The 18,914-nt window shown below is 69.1% G+C and carries 17 protein-coding genes; 4 read left to right on the forward strand and 13 right to left on the reverse strand.

Annotation, left to right across the window (positions count from 1 at the left end):
- The first annotated feature begins 35 nt into the window (after positions 1–35).
- The 3 genes from NRB56_RS16215 (at position 36) to NRB56_RS16225 (ending at position 1,602) form a co-directional block, all read left to right on the forward strand.
- A complete protein-coding gene (locus tag NRB56_RS16215) occupies positions 36–890 on the forward strand; it encodes an NAD(P)-dependent oxidoreductase (RefSeq protein ID WP_319943086.1) in 855 nt (284 codons plus the stop codon).
- A gap of 62 nt (positions 891–952) precedes the next feature.
- Entirely contained in the window at positions 953–1,213 is a 261-nt protein-coding gene (locus tag NRB56_RS16220; RefSeq protein ID WP_153342904.1) for a type II toxin-antitoxin system Phd/YefM family antitoxin, read from the forward strand.
- Positions 1,201–1,602 carry a PIN domain-containing protein gene (locus NRB56_RS16225; RefSeq protein WP_153342906.1) on the forward strand — a complete coding sequence of 134 codons (402 nt, stop codon included), beginning with the start codon at positions 1,201–1,203 and terminating at the stop codon, positions 1,600–1,602. Before NRB56_RS16220 ends, NRB56_RS16225 begins: the two co-directional genes overlap by 13 nt.
- Positions 1,603–1,818: 216 nt before the next feature.
- Here the strand turns inward: NRB56_RS16225 and NRB56_RS16230 are convergent, their stop codons facing one another.
- A complete protein-coding gene (locus NRB56_RS16230) occupies positions 1,819–2,028 on the reverse strand; it encodes a type II toxin-antitoxin system VapB family antitoxin (RefSeq protein WP_319943073.1) in 210 nt (69 codons plus the stop codon).
- A gap of 404 nt (positions 2,029–2,432) precedes the next feature.
- Here NRB56_RS16230 and NRB56_RS16235 point away from each other — a divergent pair, with 404 nt between their 5' ends.
- A complete protein-coding gene (locus NRB56_RS16235) occupies positions 2,433–3,647 on the forward strand; it encodes a lipase family protein (protein ID WP_153342908.1) in 1,215 nt (404 codons plus the stop codon).
- Positions 3,648–3,651: 4 nt separating this feature from the next.
- Here NRB56_RS16235 and NRB56_RS16240 read toward each other — a convergent pair whose 3' ends face one another.
- The 12 genes from NRB56_RS16240 to grpE all read right to left on the reverse strand — a co-directional run bounded on the left by NRB56_RS16240 (position 3,652) and on the right by grpE (position 18,901).
- Positions 3,652–4,770, reverse strand: coding sequence for an epoxide hydrolase family protein (locus tag NRB56_RS16240; RefSeq protein WP_319943074.1), 1,119 nt, complete (start codon positions 4,768–4,770; stop codon positions 3,652–3,654).
- Between the two features lie 87 nt (positions 4,771–4,857).
- The gene (locus tag NRB56_RS16245) at positions 4,858–5,283 is read right to left on the reverse strand and encodes a MarR family winged helix-turn-helix transcriptional regulator (RefSeq protein WP_194290875.1); all 426 of its coding nucleotides are present in this window, start codon (positions 5,281–5,283) and stop codon (positions 4,858–4,860) included.
- Between the two features lie 158 nt (positions 5,284–5,441).
- Positions 5,442–5,945 (reverse strand): DUF2690 domain-containing protein, encoded by a 504-nt coding sequence (locus tag NRB56_RS16250; RefSeq protein ID WP_153342912.1) that lies wholly within the window; start codon positions 5,943–5,945, stop codon positions 5,442–5,444.
- 258 nt (positions 5,946–6,203) lie between these two features.
- Entirely contained in the window at positions 6,204–6,815 is a 612-nt protein-coding gene (locus NRB56_RS16255; protein WP_153342914.1) for a vWA domain-containing protein, read from the reverse strand.
- A gap of 23 nt (positions 6,816–6,838) precedes the next feature.
- The gene (locus NRB56_RS16260) at positions 6,839–8,398 is read right to left on the reverse strand and encodes an Hsp70 family protein (protein ID WP_153342916.1); all 1,560 of its coding nucleotides are present in this window, start codon (positions 8,396–8,398) and stop codon (positions 6,839–6,841) included.
- A 43-nt stretch (positions 8,399–8,441) separates the two neighbouring features.
- On the reverse strand, positions 8,442–8,645 hold the full coding sequence (locus NRB56_RS16265; RefSeq protein ID WP_153342918.1) for a hypothetical protein: 204 nt from the start codon (positions 8,643–8,645) through the stop codon (positions 8,442–8,444).
- Between the two features lie 24 nt (positions 8,646–8,669).
- Positions 8,670–10,316 carry a TRAFAC clade GTPase domain-containing protein gene (locus tag NRB56_RS16270; protein ID WP_153342920.1) on the reverse strand — a complete coding sequence of 549 codons (1,647 nt, stop codon included), beginning with the start codon at positions 10,314–10,316 and terminating at the stop codon, positions 8,670–8,672.
- Complete coding sequence (locus NRB56_RS16275) at positions 10,316–12,739, reverse strand: GAP1-N2 domain-containing protein (RefSeq protein ID WP_153342922.1); 2,424 nt, start codon at positions 12,737–12,739, stop codon at positions 10,316–10,318. Before NRB56_RS16275 ends, NRB56_RS16270 begins: the two co-directional genes overlap by 1 nt.
- A gap of 2 nt (positions 12,740–12,741) precedes the next feature.
- On the reverse strand, positions 12,742–13,944 hold the full coding sequence (locus tag NRB56_RS16280) for a TRAFAC clade GTPase domain-containing protein (protein ID WP_153342924.1): 1,203 nt from the start codon (positions 13,942–13,944) through the stop codon (positions 12,742–12,744).
- Positions 13,944–16,670, reverse strand: coding sequence for a fibronectin type III domain-containing protein (locus NRB56_RS16285; RefSeq protein WP_153342926.1), 2,727 nt, complete (start codon positions 16,668–16,670; stop codon positions 13,944–13,946). The genes NRB56_RS16280 and NRB56_RS16285 overlap by 1 nt, the downstream gene beginning before the upstream one ends.
- Before the next feature lie 4 nt (positions 16,671–16,674).
- Positions 16,675–18,282, reverse strand: a complete 1,608-nt coding sequence (locus NRB56_RS16290) for an Hsp70 family protein (protein WP_194290876.1) — start codon at positions 18,280–18,282, stop codon at positions 16,675–16,677.
- A 46-nt stretch (positions 18,283–18,328) separates the two neighbouring features.
- Entirely contained in the window at positions 18,329–18,901 is a 573-nt protein-coding gene (gene grpE, locus NRB56_RS16295; protein WP_153342930.1) for a nucleotide exchange factor GrpE, read from the reverse strand.
- Positions 18,902–18,914: the final 13 nt, after the last annotated feature.

An 18,914-nucleotide genomic window follows, 5' to 3' on the forward strand; every position in this document is an offset into this window, starting at 1 on the left:
CGATTTCCGACCGGCCCGGGCGGGCCGCCCACGGGATCGCCGATACTTCCCCCGCGCATCGGCGGAGGACCCGACCGCTCGACGAGGAGACGATCAGCATGCGACTGGGATTCGTAGGCGCCGGCCGCATGGGCCGGCCGATGGTGGACCGGCTGGTGCAGGCCGGACACGAGGTCCGGGTGCTGGGCCGCTCGCCCGAGAGTCGTTCCGCCCTGGCCGATTCCGGTGCCGCGGCCCAGGCCGATCTCGCTGCCGTCGCCGACGGCGCGGACGTCGTACTGGTCTGCGTCTTCACCGACGACCAGGTCCGGCAGGTGTGCGTCGATGACGGTCTGCTGGCCGCCATGCGCCCCGGCACCACCCTGGTGGTACACACCACCTGCAACCCCCGCACGGTCGAGGGTCTCGCCGAACACGCCGCCCCGCACGGTGTTTCGGTGGTCGACGCCGCGATCAGCGGCGGCCCGCACGACATCGCCGCCGGCCGCCTCACCATCCTGGTCGGCGGCGACGACGCTGCCTTCGAGGCGGCCCGCCCCGCCCTGTCCGCCTACGGCGACCCGGTCCTGCACGTGGGCCCGCTCGGCCACGGCCAGCGCGTGAAACTGGTCAACAACGCCGTCTTCACCGCGAACATCGGATTGCTCGCCGCCGCCGTCGACCTCGGCAAACAACTCGGCATCGACGAATCCACCCTGCTGTCGGCTCTCCCGCACGGCAGCGCCGCCAGCCGCGCCCTCCAGGGTGTCGCCGGAAGGGGTTCGGTCGCAGCCTTCTTCGACTCCGTCGGCGAATTCGTCCGCAAGGACATCGCGGTGGTCCGCAGCGTCACCGCCGACCTGGGCACCGACCTCGGCGTGCTCGACGCCGTCATCCCCGCCGGCTCCTGACCGCCGCACCGGCTGTGCCGGGCCCCAGGATTGCGAGGTAGCACCTGTGCTACAGTACGAGTATGGACACCATCGGCCTCCGGGAACTGCGCCAAAACGCCTCCGAACTGGTCCGGCGAGTCGAGTCCGGCGAAGAATTGACGATCACCGTGGCAGGACGCCCCAGCGCTCGGCTCGTACCCCTCGCGCCGGCGACCGCGGCACCGAGAACGTGGCGAACCTACGAGCAAATCGCGAACCTGTGGTCCGGCAGCGATGATGCCGAATGGGAGGCCGACCGCGACCGTATCGATCAGGCGGTACGCGATCCATGGGCGAGGTAACCACCGAATCGAGGGCAATCCTCGACACCAGTGTGGTGATCGCCGACAACGTCATTCCACTGCCCGGCATTCTGACCATCAGTTCGGTCACCCTCGCAGAGCTGCATTTCGGCGTCCTGGTAGCTCGCAGCGACATCACCCGCGCGGAGAGACTACGCCGATTGTTGATATTGCAACGCCAATTCGACGCCCTCCCGGTCGATGAAGCGGTGGCCGCAAGCTACGGGCAGATCGCGGCAGCGGTGGTCACCATCGGGCGGCAACCCCGCGCCCGGACAATGGACCTCATCATCGCCGCTACTGCCCACGCACACTCAGCGGCACTGTATACCCGCAACCCGAAAGACTTCGTGGGCCTGGAAGACCTCGTCGAGGTACACGCCGTATAAATCTCGACCGGCAGTATGTGCGCTCCGCAACCCGCCGCCCTTCGTATCCTCCGCCGGCGCGGCATCGGCCGGGCAAGTGGTCGGACCGCCCGGCGGCTGCTGCCCCGCCCGAAGTGTGGGCGTCACAGCCGCCGGATATCCATCTCGGTCAGCTCCGGCATCACCCGTGAGACGGTCGTGAAGTCGTTGCCGGCATGGAAGACGGTGTCAAGTACTTCACGCCTGGCCTCGCTGAGCGGTTTTCCGCGCCTCATACGCCGCGATGGCCTCATCGAACTCGCCCGCTTCGGCCATGTTCACCAAACGCTCGAGGGCCTCGGCGCGTTTCAGCCGCTGCACCGCTTCACGCAACGCGGTGTTCACGGTGTCCTTCTTGGTCTTGGTTCCGAACAGTCGCATGGCATCGGCCGGCAATGCCGGATCCACTCGATATTGGTCGCCATCGCACCTCCTTGCACGATATGAGCGTCACATTTGTGCGCAGTGTGCATCCGATCCCGGAGCCGAGCAACTGTACAGGCCGGCATCGTTCGCTCCGTATTGGGGCGCTCCGGCACCGACCTCGCAGACTTCCGCCGCAATTGCCCGAACGCCGTCCTGCGCATCTGCGGCAACGCGGCCGTCCGCACTGACCGCCACGCCGACCGCGCCGAAGCCGGGAACACCGCGCCGGGCATGAGAGGCTTGGCTCGTCTCAGCGGTCCCGTCTCGCCGGCGAGCCCGGGTGAACAGGTCGAGTACCGAATGTCCACAGGCGGAGCCGTGTTCGCCGATCGTGCGAGCACACGCAGCACAGGGGTGATCGAGACTTGGCGAACATCAGGCGTGCGATGCTGTGGGCAACCGCGTCCGTCGCGGCTGTTCTCCTGTCGGCGCCGGCGGCCGGCCTCGCCGATCTGCTGGAAGATCCCCCGCACGAACTGGCCTCGGTCCTACCGGACCCACTGCCGGACCCATTCTATCTGCCCGCACCCGGCTTCGAGAAGTCCACGCCCGGTACGGTTCTCGCGAATCGCCCCGCGGGCGTGGACTTTCCGCCGACCGCGCACTCGATCGAATTGCTGGTCCGCTCCACCGACACCGGAGACCGTCCGGTCCCGGTGGTGGTGACTCTGTTCGTCCCGAACACGCCGTGGCCGGGCCCCGGACCGCGCCCCCTGGTCGCCTACGCCCCGCCGATCTCCGCACTCGGAAACACCTGTGTCCCTTCACAGAAGATGAAAGAAGGCGTCCAGGCCGACCAACTGGCGATCGCGGCGCTGCTGGCCCGCGACAGCGCGGTCGTGGTGCCCGACTATCAGGGCCCCCGGCAGGCGTACTCGGCCGGGCACATGGAGGGCCACGCGGTGCTCGACGCGATCCGCGCCGCCACCCGGCTCGGCGTGGCCGACCTGCGGCCCGACTCGCCGGTCGCCTTGACCGGCTATTCCGGCGGCGCCATCGCCACCGGCTGGGCCGCCCAACTGGCTCCCCGCTACGCCCCCGAACTCCATGTGGCCGGCGCCCTGATCGGTGGCACACCCGCCGACTATCGGATGCTCTGGCAGTCCATGAACGGCAACGCCGCCGCCGGCGTCTTCCTCTCCGCTGCCCTCGGCCTGGCCAGGGAATATCCGGAGTTGCTGACCCTGCTCAACGACAGCGGTTGGCGACTGGCCCACACCTTCCGCAACGTCTGCGTAGAGCCCGCGACCCTGATCGGCCTGCTGACCCGAATCCGCGTGGAACAACTCACCGACCTGCCCGACCCGATCGAATCGCCGATCGTGCGGCGAATCATCACGGAGAACCGGCTGGGAGCCACGATGCCCGCGGCGCCCATCCTGATCTACCACGGCGCCGACGAGATCTTCGTCCCCCTGGCGGGCGCCCAGAACCTCTACCGGGACTGGTGCCGGCAGCACGCCCGCGTCCGCCTCGACATCCTGCCCGGCGGGCATTTCCTCGTCGGCGTCCGTTCCCAGGCCACCCCGCAGATCGCCGATTGGGTCGACGAGATGTTCGCGGGAACACTGGTCCCGCCCGGCTGCACCAGCAGCGATTGATCTATCACCCCCGGAGCCCAGGTCCGGGACCCGGCGCCCGGCGCTGCGCACCGAGGCATTCGGTGAAGAACGCGCGCAGATCGGCGGCCAGCAGATCGGGCGCCTGCCGAGCCGCGTAATGCCCGCCGCGGTCGTAGCCGCGGAAGGACAGCGGACCCGGATGCGGAAAGTCGGCGAGGACCCGATCGGAGGGCCAGTCACCGGCGAACTGGGCCACGCCGACGGGTACGGCGAGTTCGACCGGCAGCGTCGTCGGCCCGTTCGGCGGCTGCTGCCGATCCTCCTCCGCGTAGATGCGCAACGCCGACCCGGCCGTGCCGGTGACCCATTGGATCGTGACGTGCGTGAGCAGCGCGTCCGGATCGAGTCCGGTCATGCACTGAGCCGTCCACGCCAGCAACCCGACCGGAGAATCCGTGAGCGCGTACGCCACCGTGTGCGGGGCACCGGCATGCACGTGCCCGTAGGGACTGGCGTGGATCTCACCCGGCCCCGCCGGGAACACCTGCGTCACGTGCACACCGATCACCTCTTCCGGTGCGGCCCTGCCCAATTCGGGAGCGATGAACGAGCCCCAGTCGTTACCCGCCACGCCGTAACGCCGATATCCCCTGCGCCGCATCAACTCCGACCAGGCCCGCGCGATGCGACGCGGATTCCAGCCCACGTCCGGCGTCGGCCCGGACCATCCCGATCCCGGCAGCGACGGAATCACCAGATCGAAGGCGGGACCGGAATCCACCCCGTGCGCACGGGGTTCGGTGAGCGGCCCGATGACGTCGAGGTACTCGGTCACCGACCCCGGCCATCCGTGGCCGAGCAACAACGGCACCGCGTCCGGTTGCGGCGAGCGAATGTCGAGAAAATGCATCGTGGCGCTATCGATCGTGGTGACGAATTGCGGATACGCGTTGAGCCGCGCCTCCCAGGGCCGCCAGTCGTATCGCTCCCGCCACCGCGTCACCAGATCTCGGACGACCTCCTGTGCGATCCCGTAGCCGGCATCGGCCCCTCGCGGCTCCGGCTCCCAGCGAACCCGATCCAGCCGATCCCGCAGTTCGGCCAGCTCACTGTCCGGGACCTCGATGCGAAACGGCCGCACGGCCGTACCTTCGGCAGTCACTCCACCTCCCTTCGTCCGGATTTCACCTGCGAGTAGGGACGAGGCGCACCAGGCGAATTCATCGCCGGGCTATCCACCGGGAGAACGTCAGTCGTCGGGCTGGGACAGCAGCAGCGGTGCCAGTTCGTCGAGGAGGGCGGCGGCACGGCTGGCACGGGCCGGGTCGCCCAGGGTGGCGGTCAGGGTGGCGTCGACGGCGCGAGCACCGCGACGATTCATGCCGCGGACGACGTGTTCGGCGGCGTGGACGCGAGTCCGGCGGCGGTCGGCCGGGTCGGCGCCGGTGGTGAGCAGGCCGCGCTCGCGCATAGCGGCTACCAGCGCGGAGACGTGGCTCTGCGAGAAACCGGTCTCGCGGACGATATCGCCGATCCCCGCGTCGGAGAGGGTGATCACCGCGGCCATCACTTCCTGCTCCGCGCTGGTCAGCTCGATATCGCCGGGTTCACGGACGTGCTCGCGTCCCAATTCGCTCAGACGTCGGCCGAGCCGGAGCAGTTGGATACCGTCCACGAGCGAACTATATCGCGACCGATACATCGGTCGCCGATGTAATTCGGTGCGGCGCGCTGCCTGCGACCCGGCGAACCATAGCGGCATGACCGGCGAGACTCTCGCCCGCTCCACACCCGTGCCCGCGAACACGATCGGATCGCGACTCCACGATCAGGTCAGCAGATCTCGGTCTCGGGGGTGCCGCCCAATTCTTGTACATCGGACACCCAATGATCGCCCTCCGGGTAGGCGATGAACTTTGTTACCGACGCCGAATACTTCACGCACGTATGGTCAGGAGCGGGGATCATCATCGAACGAAAATCGTTGAGGAGGCGACTGTCCCCGTATCGGTAGTCCGCGCGGTCATTGGTCCACGGTGAATCAGCGAGCCCGATGTACAACTGGACGCCGATATCCTTGTTGTCCACGCCGTAATTGGAGTGAACCTCGATCCAGTTCGTCCTGCAGTGCGCCGAGTAGAACAGAGTGACTGTACCGGCGTCGAGTTTGTCCTCCCTGGTCATCTTCTGATGGTGAATATCCTTCTTGTCCTTGACACAATCGCTCACCCAGGGGTCCTGTAGCGGCTGGTCCGCGGAGGCACTGATGGCGGCCGAAGCCAACAACGCCGCGGTAACGAAAGCCGCTGTGAGAAAGCGCAGGCCAGTGGCAGACACAGTGCCTCCAAGTTCGAATCGGGCCTCTGCACAGAGGTTGTGAAATGCCGACAGCGAAAGCGACCGCGGCCCCCTCAGCCTACCGGTCGCGCCACATTGTCCGAGTGGTTGCCTGTTGCCACGCTTCGACATTCGGCGTCGTCATCCGATCGACGACTGTGTTACAACGAGATCGCTCGTTCATTGTGGCAGTCGGCGAATTCCGTGGCCGAGCGGGTCGGCCGCCAGAGGAGTTCGGCTCGATGGGCGGGTGCCGGATCAGCGGCGGCGCAATCCGCTCGCCACACCTGCGATCTCGGTGTCGATGGTGCTCGGTGTCGCGGTGCGCGGTCGTTCGTTCGACTCTGTCGAGATCTCGTCCAGGGCGTGGGCCGCGGCGTCGCCCAGACCGACGGTGATGATGCGGATGTCCTCGGCGCGCATGACCGCGGCCTTGGCGACGGCTCGGGAGCGGTCGCCCAGATCGCCGTCGCCGAAGATCGCCACCACTCGATCGAGCCGGGTGCCACGCGGGCGCAGCAGGTCGTGGGCGGCGTCGAGCGCGTCGTTGATGTCGGTGCCGCCGGAATCGACCGGGGCGTCGAGGAATCGGAGGACCGACGGCAGATCGCGGGTCGGTTCGATGGTCGCCGCGATCGAGTGGTGCCAGAGGATCACTCCGACTTCGTAGTACGCGTCGATCGCCTCCTTCGCGAATTGCCGCGCGCCGCGTACCGCGCTCGTCAGCGGTGCGCCGCACATCGATCCGCTGACGTCGATGCAGAGCAGCACCACCCCGCCGAACTGTTGCTGGATCGCCCCGAGGTAGGGGCCGACCGGGTACTGGGTCAGGCCGGCGGACCGGAACTCCCGCCGTATCCACGAATTCACCGTGACACCTTTCGCGCGATCACTCACAGCTGGACTCGCAGCCGGGCGAGCAGGTCCTGTTGCCGGTCGGAATCCTCGGCATCGAGGACGCCCTCCATGTAGGACTCCAGGACCAGGCGCCGGCCGCTCCTGGGTTCGGTTGCGGTACAACTGATCCGGCCGTCGGAACCGATGTCGAATTCGATCTCGATCGGGGAGCCCGCCGGAAGATGCGGTACGTCCACCAATTCCCCGTCCAGGACCCGCCGGTTGTGCCGCAACTCCGGGGAGGCGACCGCGCCGGCCTGTTCGTAGACCTCGACCCGGATGCGGTCCTGGCCGTCGAGCAGCGTCGCGAACCGGCCGCGCGAACCACTTACCGGCAGTGCGGTATTCGCCTCCACGACGTGGTTCACGATGCGGCCGGTGCCGGACGGGTCGCGGCTGTCGTGGACCAGGATGCCGAGCGCGCGGGGGACGACGGTGCGCACGGGTGCCGCGAGCGCCTGCCTCGGGGTCGCCGACAGGTCCGGGCGGGCCGGCGCCGTCAGCCGGTGCGCGTGCATGGCCGCGCCCTTCGCGACCGCGAGATCCGGTTCGAACACCGCGACCTCCACCCCGAAGTGCGCCACCAGGCTCGCGCGGATCATCGGCATCCGAGTCGCGCCGCCCACCAGCAGGATTCGGTCGAGCCGGCCGGTGCCGCGCGGCCGGGCGGCGGCCAGCGCGCGATCGGCGACGTCGAGGCAGTTGGACACCAGATGCGCCGAGGCCTCCTCGAATTCGGCGCGGGTGACCGGCACGACCCAGCGGCCGCCGTCGTACTCGAGGGTCACCGGGACCGAATCCCGGTTCGTCAGCGCGATTTTCGCCTTCTCGGTCGCGGCGGCGAGATGTTCCGCGAACACGGTGTCGTCCGCGGCGTCCGCGGCGACCTCGTCGTCCACCGCCTCGGTGAATTTCGCCAGCAGGACGTCGGCCAGCCGGTCGTTCCAGTCCAGGCCGCCGAGGCGCGAATCACCGTCGGTGACAATCACTTCCGGTCCACCGGCGGCCATCCGCAGCACGGTCGTGTCGAAGGTGCCGCCGCCGAGGTCGAAGACCAGCACGGCGCCGCCGGTAGTCCGGCCGGCCCCGTAACAGGCCGCGGCGGCCACCGGTTCGGCGACCAGATCCAAGAGGGTCAGTCCGGCCAGCCGCACCGCCTGCGCGGTCGCCTCGCGTTCGGTCACACCGAAATACGCCGGGACCGTGACCACCGCGGCGAGATCGCCGGACGCACAGCCCAGTGCCGCGGCGGCGTTGTCCGCCAACGCCTTCAGGATCAGCGCGGAGGCCGCCTCCGGGGTGTACTCGTTGCCGTCGAACGCCAGCCGGAATCCGGTGCCCATCTCGCGTTTGATGCCACGGATGAGCCGATCCGGTTCCGCGAGACCGAGAGTCGCGGCCTCCGCGCCGACCATGATCTGCTCGTCGTCGATGTAGAGCACGGACGGGGTGATCGCCCGACCGTCGGGAGCCGCGATCACCCGGGGCGAGGCGGTCCCGTCGAAGTGGGCGACCACGGAGAAGGTGGTGCCGAGATCGATGCCGATGGCGATCATGAAACCGGTTCCCTTTCGAAACGTGAGTTGGTGAGCGGCCCGGTCACTGCCACGGGAACGGCACCAGGTGCGAGATCGTGAACTGCCACTGGCGCACCGTGTCCATCGCGTCCAGCTGCGCCGCGGCCCAGCCGCCGGTGGCGTAGTAGGCGGCGGTCAGCAGCGCCGTGCCGAGCAGGGTCGCGAGGATCGTGCCCGCGAGGGCGCGGCGCAGCAGGTTGAATGTCTGCGGGAGTGCGGGATTCACGTGATGCCCCTTGGGTCGAGCGGATCAGGGCCGGCCGCCCACGGCGGGCGCCGGAACGAGTTCCACGCCGACCTGCCGGGTCAGCCAGTTCAGCGTGTGGATCGGATGACAGGGGTCCGTGACGGACACCCCCATCGAATCGGCCAGGAAGTAGCGGACCTGCCGGAAGTCCTGCCGGGCGCGGGCGACGAGATTGTCCAGGCCCCGGGCGGCCAGCCAGCGCACGATGGCGTCCTGATCCCGGGGATCCAGGCCGTCGTCGAGGTCCAGCCGGCGCAGATCGTCGACCTTCGTCACCACGATGCCCAGGGCGCGTTCCCTGGTGTGCAGGCCCGCGGCCCGCAGTTGCTCGATGGTGATCGAATACGAATCCTCCGGATCGGTGCTGCCGACCACCAGGCCGGCCGCCGCCGGATCGGGGATCGCGGCGCGCAGTTCGTCGGTGGAGAACGGATCGATCACCAGCAACAGCGTTTCCGCCGAATGCAGGTAGTGCAGCGGTTCGGCGCCGTCCTTCATCGAGAAGTGCTCGCCCGCCGCATCGAGCAGATGCAGTTCGAAGGGCCGCCGCTTCTCGGGAGTTATCACCAGTCCCAGGGCTTCCGGGGTCGGTCCGTGCGCGGTCTTGCGGGTCTGCTTGCCCGCCGCGATCAGCTCGCGGGCCTGTTCGAATTCCACGCCGGAGCGGTCGTCGAGCGGTTCGATCCGGGTGTGGTCGGCGGAGTACACCTCGTACAACCCGACCGCGGCCGCCAGCAGCAACCGGGTCTTGCCCGCGCCGACGGCCCCGAAGGTCGGCACCTGGATGGTCTGCCGGCTGCCGGTGCCCTCCGGCAGGCCGTGACCGCAACTCGGGCAGACGATGTTCCCGCGCAGCGCGCCGGCCGAGGCCCGGGTCACCATCGTGGGCAGCACCGCCGCGCACTCGCACCGATGCCACAGCACCCCCAGCCGGCTCGGCCGCAGATCCCGGTGCACGACATCGCAATTCGTGCATCGGTAGCTCGGTACCGGGGTGACCTCGAAGCATTTCCCGCAGCGCGTCGACAGCCGGAACACCGTGCGGACGAACCGATCCACCGCTCGCAGCACCACGATCGCGACGAACTGCACCAGCCAGCCGGTCGCCACCACGGCCGCGCACACGCCGAGCAGGAACGCCGCGAACCCGGCGAACGCGAGCGCGAAGACCGCGTGCGGCAGCGCACCGAGCAGCACGTACAACCCGATCGGCACCGGGCCACGGCATTTCGCCAGCGCCTGCCGGGAGGCGGTGCCGAGGAAGGTCGCGGCGGCCCGCGCCGCGTCCTCGAGATCCCGGCGCGCCTGGAACGGCAGGTACCGCGGCCAGGCCCGATCCCAGCCGAACCAGCGCGCCGGCCCCCGGGGCGGGCGGCCGAAGAAGTCGTGGTCCGCGACGTCGGCGGGGGTGAGCGTCCGCTGCGCGCGCTGCCCCGCGGAGGCCAGATCACTGGCGAGAACCACTGCCGCGCAACATATTCCGGCCAGAATCGCGAGCCCGGCGGTCAGCGGGTACCAGATCGACACCAGATACGAGAAGACCTGCAGGGCCGCCGCCAGCACCACCCAGGCCGCGAAGATGCCCGCCGCGATCGCGACCGTGATGAAGAGGAAGCCACCGAGAATTTCGCCACCGTCTGCCAGGATCATCAGTTGCCCTTCCGGGTCTTGCGCAACGACGGGAGGGTGCGCGGCAGTGACCGGTGCGCGCCCCTGGCGGCGGATACCGCTTCCACGAAGGCCGTCCACTGCGGCTGATGCGCCCGATCGATGTACCGGACGGCCTCCAGCGCGCGTTTCTTGTTGCTGCTCTTGCGAATCCACTCGGCGAACGCGTCTTCCACCGTATTCCGCATCCAGGCCTGCAACTCCGGCGTCGAGCAGATGTTCAGCAGCTGGTGCGCGAAGTCCGGCAGATCACGCTGCAGGCGGGTGATCGTGCTGTGCCCGAACTGATCCCGCAGATGGTAGGACCGGGTGACGCCCAGATAGTGGTCCACCCCGGCCAGATCACGTTGCACCAGCAGGAAATCCGCGATCGTCGCGGCGTAGTAGGTCTCGAACCGGGCGTCGACGGTGATCAGCTGATCGAGGACCGGATTCGGGACCTCGGTCCGGCGGGCGTACAGCGCGTTCAGGAGCTGGTGCGCCCGGCCGAATTCCGCGCACAGGTCGGCGAGTACCCCCGGCGCCGCGGGCAACCGGCCGATGCGATCGAGCAGCGTCCGGCCGCCTCGGTAGAGTTCCAGGTCGATCGCCGCCGCGACGAGATCGACGAACGCGGGATCGCGCAGCGCGGCGGCGTCCGTGTCCACCCACACGCCGAGCAGATCCGGGTCGGCCGGCCGGCCGGCGTCGAAGAACAACGTCCAGTCCGGCGCCGGGGCGGCACGTACGTACTGCCGCAACACCTCCGGGCGCTCGGGCGGCGCCGCCGTGGCCACGGCGGCCGCCGCGAGCGCCCCCGCCACGATCGGGGACCGATGACCGGTGGTGCTCGCCCGCAACCAATCCCATCGCCCGGAGCGCATCGCGAATCGGACCGATTCGTCGCGGTCCCGGATCCGCGCCTCCAGGGCCGGCCAGAGCAGCGCCTCGATCTCGGGGTAGAACGCGGTACGCGCACCGTCGGACACCGCGTCCGGATGCCCGGCCCAATGGTTCGCCAGCCGCTCCCCCGGCCCGCGCACCGCCTCCCAGCGCAGCCCCAGGCCCAGTCCCGCGATGATCGTGAACAACGCGGCGAGCGACGAATCTTGCGCCGCGGCAAGCGTTTCCGACAGCAGCCGCACGGCCTGCCGCTGCGCCTCCCCGGTGGTCCAGCGGGCCCGGCCGGTCTCGCCGCCGTCGAGCCGGCGGGCCGCCTCCGCCCAGCGCACCCCGTAGCTGTCCGGATACAGCCGGGCGCCTTCCAGCAGCGCCAGGGTCAGCATCTCGGCCGCGTCGTGATGACCGTTGCGGCGCAACGTGAGTGCCGCGTGGTGCAGTGCGCCGGGATCGTCCGTGGCCGCCGGTCGGATGGTCAGCACGGCCTCGGCCAAGGCGTCGCCGTAGTCCTCCATATCGTCCGGTTCGTGCTCGGAGACCGCGGCCAGTGCCTCGGCGACGGGCCCGGCGCCGGTCTCGGAACCCGCGTCGCGCCGCAGGCAGACGATCCCCGCCATCGTGGTCGCGGCGGCCGGGGAGGCGAGGTGCGGCTGCCAGCGCCGTCCCAGTTCGATCGCCTCCAGCGCGTCGAAGGCGTCGTACTCGAGGAACCACCGGGAGTAGGTGAGCGCGGATTCCGACGGCGTGATGGCCGAGGTGCCGAAGGTATTCAGGTCGATGCCGTTGAGGGCCGGTGGCAGTGTCTCGACCACCGGGGCCGACCGGGTCAGCGCGGGATCGAACACCGCGATCGAAAGGTCGTCCGCGAGCGGCGTTTCGGTGAAGATGCGGAACGACAGGCCGAGCACGTCGGCCGGTTCGAGGAACAGGCCGCCCAGGGCGATCCACCGGATCGCCAGGTCCGCGTCGCCGGCGGCGACGACGATCTTCTTCCGCTGTTCCCCGGCCGCCTCCTCGAAGGCGGTCAGCAGCTTCGGCAGAAACCGCTCGATGCCGGGCTGGGCCTTGGCCATCGCGTGCAGGGCGCCGGGCTGGAACGCCTCGGCGACGTGCAGGGGTGCGGCGACCGGAGCCAGCCGGACGGATTCGGACGGCTCGGTGAGCCACGCGCCGGACCGGAACAGCTGCGCGGGCCGGGACGGCCGGATGTCCTCGGGATCGCCGGTCACCAGGCAGTGGGTGAGCTGATTGCCCTCCCGGCCGCGGCTGTCCCGGCCGACGTAGCGGCCCACGCCGAGGTAATAGTGGTCGCGGACACGGTGATACGAGAACGACAGCGGGTGCTCGTTTACCGGGGTGTCCGCGGCCATCAGCTTCTGACTGGGCCGGTAGAGCAGGTGGGCGACGATGGCCTGCTCCATTTCCGGTGTGGCGTCCGGACTCTCGGCCTGGAACTGCATACCCTCCCGGCCGTGCACCGACCGATCGGGCCGGCACTCGGTATAGAGCAGTGAGCTGAACGCCATGATCACTGCCCCTTACCGGAGGCGACGATGCCCCGATTCGCCATGAGCCACAACAACGGTTCGCTCACCCGATGCGGGCGTACCCCGCGCACGTCGGTCTGCCCGGACCGGTAATCGGGTTCGGCGCCCAGCGCCGACACCGCGAACAACCGGAAGGTGCGGTAGTTCAGCTCGAGGTGCCGCAGCACATCGTCGCCACCCCATTGGTCGATGAGCCCGGCGACATGCTGATGGATGTCCAGGGAGTCGCCCTCGTCGAAGTGCGGGGTCACCGGCGAGGGCCGGCGGATCGGGCTGTCGGGCGGGATCTGATCGTAGAAGGCGTCGATCTTGGTGATCGCGACCGCGAGCGGCCGGGTGATCTTCCGGTCGTGCCGGACCCCGTCGGCCGTCCGCAGCATCTCGGTCACGTTGGACAGCACCTGCACCGGATGATCGGGGTCGTAGCGGTCGGCGACGCCCCGGGTCGAGGCGCGTTTGACGTTGCCCGCGATCTGGAACGGGTCGAGCACCACGATCAGGCCGTCGGCGGCCGCGAGGTACTGCTGATCCGTTGCCGCGCTGGTGGTTTCCAGATCCTCGCCCGCGGTGTCGTAGAACGACAGCGCCGTCGAGGCCACCCGCCGCACGCCGAGCCCGTTGCGGCGTTCCTGCTGCCAGTCGATCACCACCGGCGTCCGGGGCTGATCCGAGGTCGCCTGAGCGGTCAATCCGGGCAACCGGCCCTCGTCCATGCCCTGCCGCCAGGCCCGGACCTGGTTGATCATCGGGGATTCCCCGACGAAGAAGGTGGCCGCCCCGAACCTGCGCCGGGTCGGCTCCTGCAACTCGCTGACCAGCACCGTGAGATAGACGGTCTTGCCGGCCGAGCGGGTGCCGACCATGCCGAACAACGGGCTGCCCGAACCGAACGCCGACGGCAGCACCGATCGGCACGCGGGGCACACCCGGGTCCCGGCCACGCCCGCGCATTCCGGGCAGCGCGCCCGCTGCCCAGAGCGGAACAGCTTGTGCGGCGACGCGAACGAGCGATACACCGGCGTCGCGTCGCGCAACTGGCGGACCCGTTCCGGATCGGGCGCCGGCTTGCAGGCGTCCTTGCCGGGCGCGGGCCGCCCGCTGCAGCGGAACATGATGCTGTTCAACGAGATCCGGTGATAGCAGTAGGGACAGGCGGCTTTCCCGGTGATCGACTGGAGGACCATCAGCGACCTTTCAGAGTGTCGGACGGTGGGTCGGTGAGGGTGAGGATGTCCGGCGCCTCCGCGAAACACCGCACCCAGTAGGGTTTCGGCAGTTTCGGGATCGGCACCGGCACGACTTGCGGCCCGTCGGCGGGGATGTCGAGCAGAACACGGTGCACCACCTGGCTTTCCACGCAGCGCTGCGGGAGGTAGGGCCCGCTCTGGGCGAGCACCACCACGACCGCGCCGGAGGTCGGGGCGTCGGCGCTGAATTCGATCTGCAGCGGCCCGCGGCCGAACAGTTTGGCGGGCCACACCATTCGATATCTGGCGCTGAGCATCGCGCCGGGCAGCTCGAGCACCACCTCGGGCGACGACCAACTGCCCTCGGCGGATTCGAGCAGGCTCGACAGCCGGATCCGGGTCGCGCCGGCGCCGACATCGATGCGCAGGCCGCCGGTGCGGACGTACTCCGGCCGGCTCGTCCGCGCGGTGCCGCGCTGCGCGCCGGTGGTCCAGACCGCCTCGACCCGGTAGTCGTCGCGCGGCCAGCGCCAGCTGAGCACCGCCTGATCGCCGAACCGCTCGACCCGGGCCTCGGCGACCGGTTCGCAGATCGCCAGGGACGCCGCGCGTCCCACGATCGCGGCGGACTGGTCCGGGGTGACCGCGAGATAGTGCGCCAGACCGGTGGGCACGGTGGCGGTGAGCCGCACCGAATCTCCGGTGCGGTGCAGGACGCCGGGCAGCCGCGCGCCCTCGGCGGCGGTCAGCGCGGCCGGATCGACGGTCGTGCCGCAGGCCCAGGCCGGCCGATTCGGGAAGCGCCAGATCTCGATGTCGGTGCCGGGCGGCGCTTTCCATTCGGCGACGACCTCGGCGCGGGTGTCCAGGACCCGGGTGGACCGCACCGTCAGTTCGGTGATCGGGCCGGCCTTGCGCCGCGGGATCGCGCGTACCCGCACCGGCGCGGCGGACAGCGCCTCGCCCCGCGCCCCGACGTATTCGGCGGTGAGGTCGAAGACGTAGGTCTCCGAGGTTCGAAGTCCCTCGGCGCGTATCGAATTCGACGAGCCGGGCGACAGGGTGCGCCGGGTGCCGTCGGGATCGGTCCGGGTCACCGTGGTCCGCACGGCCGCCACCGGCGCGACCCACTGCACGCCGACGCTGGTCGGCTCGGTGGTCACCACCACGCCGTGAACCGGTGGCAGCAGCACGATCTCGGCGACGGTGACCGGTGAGGCATCGCCGCCGCGGCGGGCGGCCACCGCGTACCAGAGCCGCTCGGCCACCGGGGCGCCGGTGTCCGTCGCCTCGGTGGAATCGGTGGCCGCGACCGTCACGCCGTCGCGGATGTCGCGCGGCGCCGAACCGGCCTTGCGGATCACCTCGTAGGTCGTGTTGTCGTCCGCGCCCGGACTTTTCGGCCAGAACAGGCGGACGCCGGCGACCGGCGTCTCCGGCGGCAGGACCGCGGTGGCGCCCAGCGAGGCCGGCGGCGCGGGCGGCAGCGCGGCGACCAGCCGGGCCAGCACCTCGTCGTCCACCGCGGAACTGGCTGCCCGGCTGAGCAATTCGGCGGCCTCGGTGATCCGGTTCTCCTTCAGCGCCCGTTCGCCGTCCGCGCGGAGTGCGGTGACCTGTGCCTCGGTGCGCGACAAGGTGTTCAGGGCCGTGGTCATGACCTCGGAATTGGCGTGCGCGTCCTGATTGGACAGCGCGGTGTACAGCGCCCGCGCTCCGCGCAACTTCCCCTCGGTGACCAGTTCGATCACGCGCTCCGGAGTGTCGCGGCTGGTCCGGGTCGCCGCCGAGTCGACGCAGTGCAGCACGATCCGCGCGGCGTCGACGCGATCGAGGCCCTTGTCCGCCAGCGCCTGCACAGCCAGCGCGACGATACCGCCCTGCAACACCTCTCGCGCGAGTTCGAGCAGTTGCACCAGCGCCAGTTGCGCCGGATCGATGCCCTTGGCGAGGGCGTCGCGCAGGGCGTGCAGCAACTTCTTGACCGGTTCGATCTCGCTGCCGGGACGCTTGTCGCAGGCGTCCAGGGACTTCCGGATCGCGGCGGAATCCGGCGGCGGCGTTCCCGCGCAGGCGAATCCGCCGATCAATCGGAAGTCCGAGGGCGGGGACTCGAAGAAGACCGCGTCCAGGACCGTCCGCAGATTCACCGTGGAACCCCATTCCCGGCGAATGGTGGGCGGCATGTGCAGATCCGGCTCGGCGAATTCGTCGACGAGACGCAGCGAGGAGGATCGGACGCACGAGATCAGGTCGTCGTCGGTCGCCCCGGCCAGCAGGCCGTCGGTGGTGGCGGCGGCCTTCACCTGAGCGAGCGTGACGACGCCGAAATCGCGGTACTGGTTCTCCAGCATCGTGGCGACACCGGCCAGCGCGGATTCGGCTCGCCGCGCCCGCTGTTCCCGCCACCGCCGCCAGAAGTCCGCGGTGGTCAGATCGCTGTGCCTGCCGGTGAGCGCACCGTCGAGATCGCCGCAGAATTTGGCGACATCCTTGAACGCGCCGCGCTGCATGTTGGCGTTCCAGTGCAGCCGCACTTCCCGGATCCGCGCCGCGATCTGCGTATCGTTCATCGCCGGATCCACCGCGTAGACGAAGGCGAGGTCGAGTTTGGCGGGGAATTCGGCGCCGTTGTTCAATTCTGCGACGCCGTTGGTGAGATCGGTGAGGTGCATCTTGCGCAGCGGGACGAGAACTTCCGTCTTGTAGGTCGAGGCATCCACCGAACTACGACTCCAGCACCAGTTCCCGGACCATCTGCTTGGCCGCGGCGACGTCCTCGGCCTGCAGGACGGACACGCTGACGGTCAAGGCCAGCCGCTTACCCGAACTCGGCTCCTCGGCCTCGATTCCGGCCAGGCCCTCGGGGTCGATCGCGATGGTGATATTGATCGGCGAATCGGCCGGCAGCGGCGGCAGATCGCCGATCACCGCGCCCCCGTCGGGCGTGATCTCCCGATTGTCGACCGGCCGCCGGGATTCCACCTCCCCGCCCTGTTCGAAGATGCGCAGATGCACCTCGGTCTGATTCGCGGCGAAGGTGTAGGCGGTGATGGTTTCGCGCAACGGCAATTCGTCGTTCTTGTGTGCGAGGAATCCGATATATGCCTCGGGCTCCGGGCCGCTGGTGTCGACGAACTGGATTCCGAGACCCTTGGGCAGCACATTCGTGACCCGGCGGGCCGGGGCCTCGGCGGCGCGGCCGTTCGCGCCCGGAAGTTCGTACCGCGCAGCGGCTTTCGCGCCGCGCCCCTCGATCTCTGCGCGTTCGGCCGCCGACATCGCGGCGTAGATCGCGGCGCCCTTCGCCACCGACAGATTCGGATCGGACAGCCGCGGTTCCCAGCCGTAGTGTTCCCGCAGCATCGCGGTCACCGCCGGCATCTGGGACGAGCCGCCGACGAGCAGCACCTCGTCTATCGTCAGGTCGGGATCCTTCTCGCGGCCGGCGGCGAGCGTGCGGTCGACGATGTCCTTCGTCTGCTGGAGCAGCCCGCTGGTGACCTCCTCGAATTCCGCCCGGGTGATATCGATCTTGGCGCGATCATTCCCGTGCTTCAGCGAGAGGGTCGTCCGTTCCTTCTTCGACAGCGAGATCTTGATCCGCTCGATCTCGGCATAGAGATGCTGCGAGAAGTACTCGTCGATCATCGGATCGTCGTCCGCGCCGGTCTCGGCCATGAACCTGTCGTTGACGTGACTCACCAGCCGGTCGTCCCAGTGCGCGCCGCCGAGGGTGCGATTCCCGTCGATCGCCACCACCTCCAGCGCGTCCGGCGAGATTCGCAGAATCGTGGTGTCGAAGGTGCCGCCGCCGAGGTCGTAGATCAGCACCGTTTTCCGCTCGTCCCGCAATTTCACGCCGTAGGCCAGCGCTGCGGCGACGGGTTCGGTGACGATGCCGACCACCTCGAGTCCGGCGATCTCGCCGGCCTGTTTGGTCGCCTCCCGCTCACGGATACCGAAATACGCCGGCACGGTGATCACCACGCGCTCCACCTTTATCCCGGTGCCGTCCTCGGCGTACGCGGCGAGCGACCGCAGGATCAGCGCCGACACGGATTCCGGGGTATGCGTCCGGCCGTCGAATTCGAGCGGGTGGATCTCGCCCATGTACGCCTTGATCAGCGTCACCACGCGGTCGGCCGACACCTTCGCGGTGTTCTTCGCCTCCTGCCCGACCACGAAGCTGCCGGATTCCGGTTCGAAGAACACCGCGGACGGTGTGGTGGGCAGGCCGTCGGGGTTGTTGACGACGACCGGCTGCCCGAAGTCGTCGAGATGGGCGATCGCGGAGAAGGTGGTACCGAGATCGATACCGAAGATGTCAGTCACGAAAGTTCCGATCGTTGGTGCAGGATGCGGCAAGAATTCGAAAAGCTCAGGGCGCGAGGTATTTCCAGACCGAAACCTTCGCGTGGATCACCGGCTTCTCGGACGCGATGTTCCGGAAACCCTGGTGGTACACGGCACTCACCCGGTCGTGCCGCGCCTCGACATCGGTGGTCACCGTGCCGCACGGCTGGTGCAGCCGCCGGTCGAACGGGTCGCCGATCTCGGTCCCGATCGGCACGGCGCCCAGGCCCTCCAGGATGTCCTCGATCCGGCCGGAGACGGTGTGGAAATCCTCGGCGAACGCCAGAGTCGGTTCGGTGTCGGCGATTTCGCGGACGTGCTGCGCGTGGCGATGGCATTCGCCGTGCAATTCGGCGAGGGCCTTGATCACCGGGCGCAGACTCGCCCGGAGCAGGTCCCCCTCGAGCGCCGCCACCCGCTCGTGCATTCTCTTGTTGACGGCTTCCAGATCCTCCGAGCGATCGGCGAGCCGGCGGATCTCACCGGTGAGCTCCTGCAGAATCCGATCGGACTCGGAAATCATTCCGACGCCGAGGATTTCGTCGACCGGTGTGGCCTCGTAGCTCGCCGATCCGGCCTCGCGGTAATCGTTCACCATTGTCTCCGTTCGT

Origin of the sequence: Nocardia aurantia (assembly GCF_009604425.1) — a bacterium.
In the GTDB taxonomy this organism is placed as follows: domain Bacteria; phylum Actinomycetota; class Actinomycetes; order Mycobacteriales; family Mycobacteriaceae; genus Nocardia; species Nocardia aurantia.

Bases quoted from the DNA above. Each gene is read 5' to 3' on its own strand.
- NRB56_RS16275 (WP_153342922.1), bottom strand. From the start codon at position 12,739: ATGGCGTTCAGCTCACTGCTCTATACCGAGTGCCGGCCCGATCGGTCG.
- NRB56_RS16270 (WP_153342920.1), bottom strand. From the start codon at position 10,316: ATGATCCTGGCAGACGGTGGCGAAATTCTCGGTGGCTTCCTCTTCATC.
- NRB56_RS16260 (WP_153342916.1), bottom strand. From the start codon at position 8,398: ATGATCGCCATCGGCATCGATCTCGGCACCACCTTCTCCGTGGTCGCC.
- NRB56_RS16235 (WP_153342908.1), top strand. From the start codon at position 2,433: ATGCTGTGGGCAACCGCGTCCGTCGCGGCTGTTCTCCTGTCGGCGCCG.
- NRB56_RS16280 (WP_153342924.1), bottom strand. From the start codon at position 13,944: ATGGTCCTCCAGTCGATCACCGGGAAAGCCGCCTGTCCCTACTGCTAT.
- grpE (WP_153342930.1), bottom strand. From the start codon at position 18,901: ATGGTGAACGATTACCGCGAGGCCGGATCGGCGAGCTACGAGGCCACA.
- NRB56_RS16225 (WP_153342906.1), top strand. From the start codon at position 1,201: ATGGGCGAGGTAACCACCGAATCGAGGGCAATCCTCGACACCAGTGTG.
- NRB56_RS16220 (WP_153342904.1), top strand. From the start codon at position 953: ATGGACACCATCGGCCTCCGGGAACTGCGCCAAAACGCCTCCGAACTG.